Below are 12,970 nucleotides of genomic sequence, written 5' to 3'. Positions count from 1 at the left end.
GCCCCGCTCAGTTCCTCGGTGCCTCGAGCACGTCCAGGATTGCTCCGAAGCGCAGCAACTGCGTCGGGTCGGGGAAGCCACGCTCCAGCGCGGCCGAGACGTCCACGAGCCGCGCGTCCGGGGCGAGGGACGTGACGAGGGCGCTGATGGTGGCGTCCGGACGATCGAGAACGACCAGGCAGGGCTGCTTCTTCAGCGCCACCACGATGCGGGTCGCGCTGCCGGCGCCCACGACGCGGACGTACATCCCGCGCTGGCGCAGTTGGGCGGCGATGCCCTCGCCGAGCAGCGGGTAGGCCTGCACCACCAGGGCGCGCGGACGGTGTCCGCCGGCGTGCGCACGAGCCATGGTCCACCTCCGCGGGATTCGGGCCGAACCCCATCCTGACGGATCGCCGGACGCGAGCCCATCCATCGCACGGCACAGGATCAGGCGTCCGGGAGCCCCAGCCCCTGCCGGACGATGTAGGCCGCGGCCTGGCTCCGGTTGGTCATCTGCAACTTCTCGAGCGCGTTGTGCACATGGCTCTTGACCGTGCCCTCGGTGATCGTCAGCTCCTTGCCGATCTCCTTGTTGGACAGGCCGCCGGCGACGAGGCGGAGGATCTCGATCTCGCGGCGGGTCAGCTTCTCGGTGGGCTCGTCGGGCAGGACCGCTCCCTTGGTGGATCCGCCCGTCTCCCTGAGGTGCCGGAGCAGGAGGCCCGCCACGGCGGGGGAGATGGGGGTCTCGCCCCTCATGACCGAGTCGATCATGTCGAACAGCTGGTCGGGGCGAAGGTTCTTCAGCAGGTAGCCGTGGGCGCCGTTCATCATGGCCTGCACCACGTGGTCGTCGGTCTCGGACACCGTGAGCATGATGACCTTGACGTCGAGCACCTGCTCGCGGATCAGCCGAACGGCCGCGACGCCGTCCATCACGGGCATCTCCACGTCCATGATCACCAGGTCGGGCCTGAGCTCACGGGCCAGTTCGACGGCGACGAGGCCGTTCTCGGCCTCGGCGAGCACCTCCAGCCCGGGCTGCTGCGCCAGCAGCGCGGCCACCGCACCACGGAACAGGGGCTGGTCGTCGACCAGCAGGATCCTGATCTTCCTGTTCATTCAACTCCTCGCTGGGATCCGTGACGACCGTTCGGGGACGGTGGCGACGACGCGCGTTCCGGTCCCCGGATGTGATTCCAGGGTCAGGGTGCCGTGCAACAGCGACAGGCGGTCGCGCATCGTGAACAGGCCGTACCCGTCCGTCGCGGGGGTGCCGGCGGGGGCGCGGAACCCCCGCCCGTCGTCCACGATGGTGATGGTGGTGGAATCGTCCGCACTGGTCACCGTCACGGAGGCACGGCTGGCGCGAGCGTGCTTGCGCACGTTCGTGAGGGCCTCCTGCACGACGCGGATCAGGTGCACCTCGGTGCGCGGGCTCAGTTCGATGGGGCCGCCCGTCTCGTTGCGGAACTCGGTCGCGATGCCGGACTGCTCGGCGAACCTGGCCGTGTACCTCTGCAGGTTGTCCTCCAGGGACAGGTCTGCCCTGTCGGAGTCGCGCAGGCCGAGGATCACCTCGCGCACGTCGCGGTAGGCCTCGTCGGCGGTGTCGGCCAGCGCCGCGACCTGCTCCGCGGTCGGGGCATGCCCGGCCACGGAGGGGAACGACTCCAACATGCGCAACCGCAGGTGCATGGCGCCCAGTACCTGCGCCATCGAGTCGTGCATCTCGCGGGCGATGCGGGTCCGCTCGTTCAGCACCTGGCGCTGCCGGTCCTGCTCGCGCACCTTGGCGCTGGTCAGGGCGATGCCGGCCAGGCCGGCCATGGTGGCCAGGAACGAGCGGTCACGGTCGGTGAAGGGGCGGTCGTCGGTCCGCCCCACCCAGAGCGAGCCGAGGTGGCCGCTGATCCCCATGACGTCGTGCTCGATCGAGGATCGCCAGTGCGTGCACCCGGTGGGGTTGACCCGCTGCCCCGAGTGACCGTCGAGGTGTTCGTGGAGGCCCACCCCCAACAGGGTCGTGCCGTCGCTGCAGGCCTCGGGGACATCCACCGCCGAGTCGAACCGGACCACGTTCGCGGTCGCCACGTTGATGATGACCGCTGCGGCGTCCGCACTGAGCAGGTCGCGGGCGTGACCAGCCAGTTCCGTCAGGGTCGGCAGCGTCCCGGCGTTGCGCGAGATCGCCAGCAGGATGGCGTAGAAGGCGTGCCCCTCGTCACGGCGTCGGTAGAGGTCGGCGAAGTCGAGGGCCAGCTCGGCCGCCCCGGCGACCTGGAGGGCGAGCGCAGACTGGGTCGCCGGGCCGATGTGCCACGCCGGGACGTCACCGTCGACGGACCAGACCTCCAGGCGCCCCACGGCGTGGCCCCCTTCGACGAGGGGCGCGGTCACCGTGGGGACGGCGGACGCAGGCAGGGCGGGCCGCCGCCCGGCGACGGCCTCGACCCCGGCGTCCGCGTTGCCCGGGTGCAGCCGCAGCCGCACACAGGCGACCCCGGGCGCGGCGGCGAGCGCCTCGGCCGCCGCGGCGGCGACCGCCTGCGCGTCAGGCCGGTCCTGGACGGCGCTGGAAACCTCACGCGCCAGCCGCAGGTCCTGGTTCTGGGTGACGATCGCCGACTCGGCCCGGCCGAGGTGGCTGATCATCAGCCACGCGAAGAGGCCGATGCCGATGCTGGTCGCCAGCAACACCGCGAGGTGCCAGGCCTGGGAGAACTCCGGCGTCCACCACAAGGAGTTCTCGAGGTGGTAATGGCACGCCTCGAGCACGATGACGAAGGCGATGGGAGCGAGGACGCTGGTGAACTTCACCCGCCGGCCCACGAGGCGCGTCGTCTCACCGCGCCCGGCCTCCGCATCGAGCCACGCGCGGGCGGCTGGTTCGGGTGCCGACGTCGTCGCCTGGTCGGCTTCCTGTCGTACAGCGGCCAAGGTGGTGCCTCCTCGCATACCCCCCACGGGTTTCCCCGGAGCCGATGAATCACTCTAACCCGTCCACGCACCTGTGTAGTAGTCGAGCCTGATCGGGCGGCGGGAGGGACGGAGTGTCTATCCAACCTCCACCCTCCGGCGGATGGGAGGGGACCCACCCGGAGGAGAGGCTGGGCGGTGAGGTGCACGCCGTGCGCCCACGCGTGCTCGCGGGCGCGCTGACCAAGGTGGTGGAGCAGATGACGAGGACCGATCTCGAACCCGTGGTGACCCACGACATGCCTCCCGCGCCGCCTTCCGATCGGGCGCTGTCCGGGTTCCTCCGCTTCGGTCCCATCGTCCTGGTGCTCGCCGTGGTGGCGTTCGGCATCTTCTACTGGTTCGACCAGCGGACGCCGCAGGTGCCCACGATCGTCGCCCAGCAGATCGGGCGCGCCGAGACGGCGGTCAGGGAGAACCCGAACAATGTGCCCGCGCGTCTCATGCTCGCCGTGCTGTATCACGAATCCGGACGCCTCGACGACGCGATCACGCAACTCGACGAGGTGCTCAAGGTCGACGGGACGAACGCCGACGCGCGGATGGAGCGGGGCCGCGTCCTGATGGACAAGGGCGACCTCCTGGGTGCCACCAGCGAGTTCAAGCAAGTGGCGGAGTCGTTCGGCGACGGTGAGTTCGCGGGGGCGGACACCCGACTCCAGGCGTCCCACTACTGGCTGGGGGTCATCGCCCTCCAGCAGGACCAGCCCCAGCAGGCGCTGGACCAGATCGACCGTGCGCTGGTCATCAACCCCACCGACTCGGACGCCCTGTTCGTCAAGGGGCAGGCACTGGCGCGCCTGGGCGACCACGCGGCCGCCCTCGAGAACCACCGGGCGGCGCTCACCTTCGTACCCGTCGACTGGTGCGAGCCGTACGAGGCGATGAAGGGGTCGTTCGACGCGCTCGCCCAGCCCGACAGGGCGGCATGGGCGGCGGCCATGGCGTCCACCTGCGGCGGCGATCGTGCGCAGGTGCGCACCCAGCTCACCGCTCTGGTCGACGGACCGGCCGGTGTGGACGCCCTGCTCTCGCTCGGGCAACTGGCCGCACAGGACAACCAGAAGGACGCCGCCGTGGGCTGGTACCGCAAGGCGCTGGAGCGCGACGCCCGCAACATCACGGCGATCGGAGCGCTGGCCGGCCTCGGGGTCGGGCCCGACGGCACCCCAGTCGAGACGAAGAAGTGAGGCAGTGACATGGCCCGTTCGGACACCCTGCACGATGACAGCATCCTCGACCTCTTCGAGGGCGAACCCGACCCGACGGCCCCCCCACTCGCGTCGGGCCCGGGGGGCGGTGGGCCCAGGCGGATCTGGCCCGGCGGTGGGGACGCACACAGCAGGCGGCGCAAGATCCTGGCCCTCGTGCTCGCCCTCGTCATGCTCGTCGCCGGCGCGGTCATCGCCTGGTACGTGCTCAACCGCAAGCCCCTCACCCAGTTGCCGGGGACGAGGGTCGTGTCCCTCCCGACCTACAAGACCTCGTTCTACGGCATCGTCGCCCCGCTGGGTGTCGCCGTCACGCCGGACGGCGCGGCGGTCTTCGCCACCCATGGTGGCCAGACCCCCGGCGTGACGATGTTCGACCGGGACGGACGCCAGGTCCGAGAGCTCGACCTGCCGGCGGACGGGAAGTACCACGTGCCCGTGTACCTCACCGTCGCCCCCAACGGGAACCTGTACGTGGGTGATCGCGTGGCCGGTGAGGTGTACATCTACAGCGCAGGCGGTGACTACATCGAACGGTTCATCCCGCAGGACGCCGACCTGACCTTCTCCCCGCTCGGCCTGGCCGTGGCGAAGGACGGGACGCTCTACATCGCGGATGTGGCCAGCGACAAGCCCGAGGAGCACCGCATCCTCGTCTTCGACGGGAACGGCCTCCTCGTCCACACCTTCGGGAAGGGCGAGCTCAACTACCCCAACCAACTCGTGCTGGACGGCGACGCGCTGTACGCGACCGACGGCAACAACGGACGCCTGATCGTCTTCGACGCCCAGGGCACCCGCTCCACCCTGGTCTCCACGGGTGTCGGCTCGGGGGACCTCGGCCTGCCCCGGGGGCTCGGCATCGACGACCGGGGCCGCATCTTCGTGGTCGACAGCACCGACCACATGATCCGGATGTACACCAAGGGCGCACAGCTCACCGACCAGCCCGAGTTCGCCGGTGCCATCGGCGACGTCGGCATCGACGACGGCAAGTTCATGTTCCCCAACGGGCTCGCCGTGGACGCGCGCGCCCGGATCTACATCACCGACCGCCAGAACAACCGCATCCAGGTGTGGGGGTTCTGATGGACCAGATGCGGCCCCTCGGAGGCACGGCAGCCGGCCGTGTGCGCGGGCGGCCCACACCTGGATCGCACGACAGAACAGGCCCTACGAGCTCAGATGGGAGAAACAACATGAGCACTGTGAAAAGGGTGCTGGGAGGTGTGCTCGCGACATTCGTGGGCGTCTCCTCGGCACTCTTCATCGCGGCCCCGTCGGCGTATGCCGACGCCGGACCGCACCGGTCCCGGGCGATCAAGGAGGCGACGGTCGGGGCGCAGATCAACACGCTCGGGGACACCCGGTGTGCCTCCTGCCACCGCGCGCACACGGCGAAGAGCCCCTACCTGCTGGCCGCCAGCAGCCAAGAGGACCTCTGCTTCACGTGCCACGGTGACGGCGGCGCGGGAGCCTCCACCAACGTGGAGTCCGGCATCTCCAGCAGCGGCGGTGCCCTTCGTGGCGGCGGCTTCAGCAATGCCATGATCGACGCGGACAATGCGACCAAGGACCTCTACTGGAACGCGACGCGTCAGCGCTACGCGTCGGGCAACCAGGTGATCCCGGTCCTGAACGCCCCGGCACCGGTCACGTCCAGCCACCTCGGTGGCCCGAACGTGGTCTGGGGCAACGGCCCGATCTCCGGCACCGAGAACGCGGGCACCGTCACCACGACGGCGACCAAGCTCGAGTGTGGTTCCTGCCATGACCCGCACGGCAATGGCAACTACCGCATCCTCAAGCCGGTTCCCAACAACGCTCCGCGCGGGACGAACCCGGTCACCATCCCCGACACCTCGGTGAAGGAGTACACGACCGAGAACTACTGGGTGGCGGCCGACAAGCCGGCGTTCGACGGCGACCTCGCGTTCCGGACGACCGAGTACCTGGGGGCGACCAGTGTCCAGGACCCGACCCCGATGGTGAAGACCGTGGCCAAGAGCGTCGCGGATGCGGGCGGCGTGGACAAGTACCTGGCCAACGTCGCGGCGTGGTGCACCACGTGCCACACCCGCTACCTGGCCCCGGGTGGCTCGTGGCGGGACAGCTCGGGCGACGCCGTGTTCACGTACCGCCACACCGGCGAGAACATCTCCGGTGAGGTCGCGAACAACCGCAACTGCATCCAGTGCCACGTCGCACACGGATCCAACGCCGAGATGTCCGCTCGGTCCGCCGTCGAGTACCCGGGTCAGCCGGTGAGCAAGGAAACGAAGAGCATGGACAGCCGCCTGCTCCGCGTCTCCGAGCGCGGCATGTGCCTGATGTGCCACAACGTCTGACCGATCAGCCGGATCGGCCCGACACCCCACCACCGGAGGAATGAAGATGAGGACGACCGCGGGACACTCCCGGCACCGGAGGGCGGCCTGGCCGCTGGCCGTCGTGTCGGCGACCATCCTCGCGGTCGTGCTCGCCGGGCAGGCGGTGGGTCTGGAGCCCACCGCCACGCCTGCCCCGGAGTCGGCTCCCAGCACACCACCGGTGCTGACCGAGCCGGCAGCCACCACGGAGCCGGCAGCCACCACGGAGCCGGCAGCCACAGACCCCGTGACCGCTGCTCCCGCTGTGACCAGGGCACCCAACGCCATGCTCGCGATCGTCGGTGACACCGATGACGTCGCCACCTACCTGGCCCGGGGCGCCGACGCCACGGGCGTCCTGCCCCTCGACACCCTGCGCCTCCGCGTCCTGCTCCTCAACGACACCGACGCCCCGCTCACCCGGACGCCGCGGCTCGAGTTCCGCCTCGCCGACGCGGCCGAGTTCACTCCGGTGCCCGACCAGCCGACTCCCGGCACCGCGCTGTACACGACACACGAGTGGCGGGCCGTCGACGGCGGCGGCAGCGAGCCCGGTCCCGCCTCCGAGGCCCTTCCCGACACCCTGCTCAGCCCACCCGACGGCATCACCGCCACCCCGGGCCGCCGCGCCAGCGGTGCCAACCCCGCAGTCCCCGTCCCCCTCGCGCCCCGCCGGGCCACGGAGCAGGAGTTCACGTTCCGCCTCTGGACCGATGCCGCCTTCGGCGCCGCCTACGAGGTCCGCGTCACCGATGCCGGGACGCCGCTGCCCGAACTCGAGGCCCTGCGGGTCGTCGTGGCCGCTGAGCCGGGCGTCGCGGTGTCCGGCAAGTCACGCGCCGGGATTCCGCTGTCGCCGGAGTACCCCCTCGTCCTGCCGCGGGCGGTCGCCGCCCGTGTGGCGACGACCGGGAAGACCACCGTGGCGACGGCCACCGCGCTGACCTCGATCCGTGTGGTCGACGACGTGGTGCGCGGCATGCACAGCCCCGGTGACGCCGCCAGCTGCGCCACCTGCCACAGCACCCACACCGGCAAGTCGCTGTCCCTGCTGCGGGCGCCCGACCAGACCACCCTGTGCGCCACCTGCCACGGAGAGGCAGGGATGGGGGGGCGCGTCGACGTCTCCGGCCAGTTCGCGGCGGCCCAGCCGAACGATCCTGCCGACCGCGCGTACTACAGCCACGACCTGACCGCCACGGGGCACCGGCTCGACACGGACGACGAGTTCGGGGGCAGGCTCAACCGGCACAGCCAGTGCTCCGACTGCCACAACCCCCACAACGTCTCCGACACCAGGCCGTTCGGGGTGTCGGGCGTCGCCGTGGAGAACGGTCCCGCGGGCTCCGCTCCCACCTATTCCCGCATCGACGGCCGTGTGCAACCCATCACCGCCGAGTACCAGCTGTGCTTCAAGTGCCACTCGGGGTGGACGGCGCAGCTGCCCAACGACCCTGCGAAGCCGTCTCGCGACCGCACCGACCTGGCGAAGGCGCTGAACCCGAACAACGCGTCGTACCACCCGGTCGAGGGGCCGGGGAGGAACCAGACCCCGAAGATGGCCGACAGCTTGGCCGGCACCTCGTCGTACAAGTTGTGGAACCTGAGGACCACCGACGTCATCTCCTGCACCCTGTGCCACTCCAGCAGCGCCGTGGACGCCACGACCCCGGCCGATGCGGCGCGACCGGTGCACGCGTCGGAGAACCGGGCCATCCTCGTCCGGCCGTACGAGAACCGCACCCTGTCGGTGCGCGGCCGGTTCTATGACGCCTCCAGCCTCGCCCTGTGCCTCACCTGCCACGCCGAGACGCCCTTCCTGAACCGCGTCGGCCCGGGTGCCCGGACCGCCACCAACTTCGAGTTCCACGGCCTGCACACCGCCGGTATCGCGACCCGCGGCACGGGGGGCACGGACATCGACGTCCCGGGCGCCGGCCAGGGCAACGCCCGGTGTGCCGAATGCCACTTCCGCAGCCACGGCCCCTCGGACGCACCGGGTGGCCAGGTCGTCGACGGCTCAGGCCTCATCACGTTCTCGCCCAACGTCACACCCAGCAAGGCGATGGGCGGGCCGGTGCGTTTCACCAAGACGGCCACCGGTGGCAGTTGCACCGTGACCTGTCACGGCAAGGACCACCAGGGCGTCCGCTACACCAACGGCTGATCGGGGGTTGAGGAGGGGTTGAGTCCCTCCTCTATCCGAAATGGACCCTCCGGCGGATCGTGTGACAAATCGCTCAAAACGACACTGGACCTACCAGCCCGTGCGCGCCTGCGGACGGCCTTGACTGAGGAGCGACACCGCAGATGTCCCGCGTACAGACCGCCACCGCCACCAAGGTGCGCGCCGAACTCCTGGGGCGTCTCGGCCTTCCGGCCGACACCCGCGACGACGCGCTGGAGGACGCCCACCGCCGGCTGGCTGAGTTCCTGGACGGAGCGCCGGACGACCTCCGCGGCTGGGCGGACAGGCGTCAGGCCGAGGCCGACCGGATCCATGGACTGCTCACCGGCCCCGACGCCGAACTCGCCGACCTCGTCGCCGCACGCCAGGCTGCTGTGGCCCCCGCACGCTCCGGCTTCCCGACGTGGGCCAGGTGGCTCGCCGGCGCGGCGGTCGTCGCCGCAGTCATCGTCGGGGTCTACCAGGTCGGGAAGCCCCCGTCCGACCTCCCCGCGATGACCGCCGCGGAGGGTGCGAGTGCGACCCCCGCCGCCCAAGGGCTCGACCAGGCCAGGGTCGCCGAGCTGATGGGCAAGCTGCAGGCGAACCCGCAGGACGTCGACACCCTCCACGGCCTCGCCGACGTGTACTACGCGGCCGGCGACTACCCGCAGGCGGGGCAGTGGCTGCAGAAGGTCCTCGACATCGACCCGACCAACGAGAAGGGCCTGGTCGCCATCGGCGCGACGGCGTTCAACCAGGGCGACCTCACCAGGGCCGAGCAGGTCTGGAACCGGGCCGCCGAGCTCTACCCGAACAACCCCGAGGTCTTCTACGACCTGGGCTTCCTCTACATGACCACCCAGCGCGCCGCCGAGATGAAAGCGGCCTGGGAGAAGGTCGTCGCGATCGCGCCGGACTCCGCGTTCGCGCAGACCGTGCAGAGCCACGTCGGCAGCGTGAAGCCCGAGGCGATGCCCACACCGGCGGCCACGCCCGAGACCAACGGCTGACGCCATGGTGGAGGTCGGTCTGGCGGTGGCGTTCCTCGCGGGGGTGGCGAGCTTCGCCTCGCCGTGCTGCCTGCCGATGGTCCCCGTCTGGATCGGCTACATCGTGGGGGGGACCCCCGCCGGTGGGCGCACCAGCCGGCTCGTGGCCCTGCAACAGTCGCTGGCCTTCGTCGTCGGCTTCGCAGTCGTGTTCGTGGGCCTGTGGGCCTCCATCGGCCTGGTGGGCTACCTGCTGCGAGGCTACGTCGACGTCATCCGCCAGGTCGCCGGCGTCCTGCTGATCGTGATGGGCCTGCACGTCGCGGGTCTCATCACCATCCCGTTCCTGCGCAACCAGTTCTCCTTGGGCACCGGCCGCCTCGTCCGCCGGGACGCCTCGGGTGCGGTCGTGCCCTCACGCCCGAGCGTGCTCCGGTCGGCGCTGTTCGGAGTCGTGTTCGCCGCCGGCTGGACGCCCTGTGTCGGGCCCACGCTCGGCGCGATCATCGGACTGGCCTCCCTGAACGACACCTTCGGTCAGGGGACCCTCCTGCTCGTCATGTTCGCCCTCGGCCTCGGGCTCCCGTTCGTGCTGGTCGCCCTCGGGGCGGACGCCGTGCGCAACCGCCTGGCCTGGCTGACCAACCACCAGGCCATGGTGTCGATCGTGACCGGGGGGCTCCTCATGGTGGTCGGCTTCCTCATGCTGACCAACCTGTTCGCCCGCTTGGCCCAGTTCTCCCCGCAGTTCCCTGTCTGAAAGAGAATCACATGAGCCCGCACGTGAAGGAACGCACGACCGCCCGCAAGGGGCAGGTCGACCTGCTCGACGGCGTGGACCTGCTCGACGCCGTCGCACCCGCGGCGCCTCGGGGCAGGGGCACGGGTCACCAGGGTCGCCGGGAGAACCCTTTGGAGACGCTGTGGCACTTCCTGATCTCGATGCGCACCGGACTGGGGCTGATCCTGGTCCTCGGCCTGCTCACGCTGGCCGGCACGATGATCATGCAGGCTTCGCCGGAGGCCCTCGCCGACCCGCAGGTCTACCGGGCCTGGTACGAGACCGGTCCGCTGGAGAAGTACGGCGGCTGGGCCCCGATCCTGTCTGCCCTGGGCCTCTACAGCGTGTTCGGCACCTGGTACTTCAAGGCGCTCTTCGCCCTGCTCGCCACGAGCATCCTGGCCTGCTCGGTGAACCGCGCCCCGCGGCTGTGGCGCACCGCCACGCGCCCCCACGTGTCCCTGCGGGAGGCCTTCTTCACCCATGCCCCCCTGCGGGCCGCCTTCGATCTCCCCTGTGACGCCGAGGGCGCGGCCGAGCGCGTCCGGGCCGGCTTCCAGCGCGGACGCTTCCGCGCTGTCGAGGCGCAGGTGGGTGCGGGGGCCGACCTGTACGGCGACAGGTTCCGCTGGGGGCCGTTCGGGACGGTGCTGGCCCACATCAGCTTCATCATCATCCTGCTGGGCTTCGTGGTGTCGGCCTCTCTGGGCTTCCGTGACGACCAGTTCGTCGCCCCCGTCGGGGTCCCCGTCGAGGTCGGCCACGGCACCGGCTTCACGGTGATGGCGCACTCGTTCCACGACGCCTATTACGACAACGGAGCTCCCAAGGACTACGTGTCCGACCTGGAGATCTTCAAGGACGGTCAGTCCGTCGCGCGCCAGGAGATCCGGGTGAACGAGCCGCTCATCCTCGACGACGTCTGGTTCCACCAGTCCTTCTTCGGTGTCGGTGCCGACATGGTGGTCACCGAGGGCGACGCCGAGGTCTTCTCGCAGACCGTGGCGATGGCCTGGCGATCCAACGACGGCACGCGCACGATCGGCCAGTTCACCGTCCCGACCAAGGGGTTGTCGGTCTACGTGGTCCAGGCCGCGTCCGGCAAGGTCCTGCCCGAACTCCCGGCGGGGTCCGTGGCACTCGAGATCAGCAGGGCCGGCTCCTCGACGCCGACCGTCCAGGTGCTCACCCAGGGCAGCTCCGTCCGGGCCGAGGGCCTCACCTGGACCTTCGAGCGCAACCGCCAGTACACCGGCGTGACGATCAAGAAGGATCCGGGGTCCAACCTCGTGTGGCTGGGCAGCGCCCTGCTCATCCTCGGCAGTTGCCTCGTGTTCTTCCTGCCGCATCGCCGCGTCTGGGTGCGCGTCCGTCCGAACGCGGACGGCACCACCCGCGTGATGCTCGGTGCCCCCGACAAGCGCGACCCCGGCATGGAGCCGGTCTTCGCCGACCTTCTGCACCACATCCAGAACGACGACGCCCAGCCCGAGCGCTGAGCCCAAGGAGAACGCCATGCTGCTCTACGCCCAATACGCCATCATGGTGGCCCTGGCGGCCACGGTGCTCGCCTCCATCGGGTACATCTGGGCCGCGGTCCAGGGGCACCAGATGGTCACCGCCGGCGCCCGCAGGAAGGCCCAGGTCCTGGTCGGCGGCGACCTGGTCGACGACCTCGCGGGGTTCGAGGCCGCGCCCGCGCCGCGCCGCCAGGGCCGCGGCCTCCAGCCCGGCATGCTCGCGCGGTACTCGTCGTGGCTCGCCCGGGGGGCGCTCGCCATGCTGACGCTGGCCCTGGTGATGCGGACGATCGAGACGGGTCGTGGCCCCTTCGTGACCCAGCACGAGTTCGCCGTGTCGATGGCCTGGGGCTTCCTGCTCATGTACCTCCTCTTCGAGTGGAAGTACCGGGCACGCACCCTCGCGCTCGTCGCCCTGCCGATGACGGTGGTCATCGAGATGTACGCCCTGTCCTGGGACTCGACCGCCGATCCGCTCGTGCCGGCGCTGCAGAACAGCTTCCTGCTGACGATCCACATCGTGCTCGCGATCTTCGCCTACGGCGGCTTCCTGGTCTCGTTCGCCGCCGCTGTCCTCTACCTGGTCAACTCGTACTTCCCGGGCAGGTTCAGCCACGTGCTGCCCAAGCAGGACATCCTCGACCGCCTCGGTTACCGCGCGGCCGTGATCGGTTACCCCCTGCTGACCGCCGTCATCGTGCTGGGTGCCGTCTGGGCCGAGATCGCATGGGGACGGTACTGGAGCTGGGATCCGAAGGAGACCGCGTCGCTGGTCACCTGGCTGATCTATGGCGCCTACCTGCACGCTCGCGTCGCCCGCGGCTGGGTCGGGCGCGGTGCGGCCTGGTTGCTGGTGGTGGCCTTTGCCTCGGTGATCTTCACCTTCTTCGGCAACGCGATCTTCGGCGGCCTGCACTCCTACGGCGTCGCCTGATCGGCGCCGGTGGAGCGACGGAACAGGAAGGAACG

At 70.3% G+C, this 12,970-nt stretch carries 11 protein-coding genes; 8 read left to right on the top strand and 3 right to left on the bottom strand.

Going from position 1 to position 12,970, the window contains the following annotated elements:
• Positions 1–7: 7 nt before the first annotated feature.
• The 3 genes from AC5YDA_RS10965 to AC5YDA_RS10955 form a co-directional block, all read right to left on the bottom strand.
• Complete coding sequence (locus AC5YDA_RS10965; protein WP_496188327.1) at positions 8–349, bottom strand: hypothetical protein; 342 nt, start codon at positions 347–349, stop codon at positions 8–10.
• 80 nt (positions 350–429) lie between these two features.
• Positions 430–1,104: a response regulator gene (locus AC5YDA_RS10960; RefSeq protein WP_496188328.1), complete on the bottom strand. Its 675-nt coding sequence runs from the start codon at positions 1,102–1,104 to the stop codon at positions 430–432.
• Positions 1,105–2,922 (bottom strand): sensor histidine kinase, encoded by a 1,818-nt coding sequence (locus AC5YDA_RS10955; protein ID WP_496188329.1) that lies wholly within the window; start codon positions 2,920–2,922, stop codon positions 1,105–1,107.
• Between the two features lie 191 nt (positions 2,923–3,113).
• On the opposite strand from AC5YDA_RS10955, the gene AC5YDA_RS10950 reads away from it, so the two are divergent.
• The 8 genes from AC5YDA_RS10950 to ccsB all read left to right on the top strand — a co-directional run bounded on the left by AC5YDA_RS10950 (position 3,114) and on the right by ccsB (position 12,935).
• A complete protein-coding gene (locus tag AC5YDA_RS10950; RefSeq protein WP_496188330.1) occupies positions 3,114–4,151 on the top strand; it encodes a tetratricopeptide repeat protein in 1,038 nt (345 codons plus the stop codon).
• Between the two features lie 9 nt (positions 4,152–4,160).
• A complete protein-coding gene (locus tag AC5YDA_RS10945) occupies positions 4,161–5,261 on the top strand; it encodes an NHL repeat-containing protein (protein ID WP_496188331.1) in 1,101 nt (366 codons plus the stop codon).
• 110 nt (positions 5,262–5,371) lie between these two features.
• Positions 5,372–6,520: a cytochrome c3 family protein gene (locus AC5YDA_RS10940; RefSeq protein ID WP_496188332.1), complete on the top strand. Its 1,149-nt coding sequence runs from the start codon at positions 5,372–5,374 to the stop codon at positions 6,518–6,520.
• 46 nt (positions 6,521–6,566) lie between these two features.
• A complete protein-coding gene (locus tag AC5YDA_RS10935; RefSeq protein ID WP_496188333.1) occupies positions 6,567–8,708 on the top strand; it encodes a cytochrome c3 family protein in 2,142 nt (713 codons plus the stop codon).
• A gap of 143 nt (positions 8,709–8,851) precedes the next feature.
• Positions 8,852–9,721, top strand: a complete 870-nt coding sequence (locus AC5YDA_RS10930) for a tetratricopeptide repeat protein (RefSeq protein ID WP_496188334.1) — start codon at positions 8,852–8,854, stop codon at positions 9,719–9,721.
• Positions 9,722–9,725: 4 nt separating this feature from the next.
• On the top strand, positions 9,726–10,460 hold the full coding sequence (locus AC5YDA_RS10925) for a cytochrome c biogenesis CcdA family protein (protein WP_496188335.1): 735 nt from the start codon (positions 9,726–9,728) through the stop codon (positions 10,458–10,460).
• A gap of 11 nt (positions 10,461–10,471) precedes the next feature.
• The gene (locus AC5YDA_RS10920) at positions 10,472–11,980 is read left to right on the top strand and encodes a cytochrome c biogenesis ResB family protein (RefSeq protein ID WP_496188336.1); all 1,509 of its coding nucleotides are present in this window, start codon (positions 10,472–10,474) and stop codon (positions 11,978–11,980) included.
• A 16-nt stretch (positions 11,981–11,996) separates the two neighbouring features.
• Complete coding sequence (ccsB, locus tag AC5YDA_RS10915; RefSeq protein WP_496188337.1) at positions 11,997–12,935, top strand: c-type cytochrome biogenesis protein CcsB; 939 nt, start codon at positions 11,997–11,999, stop codon at positions 12,933–12,935.
• The last annotated feature ends 35 nt before the right edge of the window (positions 12,936–12,970 follow it).

This window comes from Propioniciclava sp. LT294 (assembly GCF_059516005.1).
This window is presented reverse-complemented; position numbering and strand designations above follow the sequence as displayed.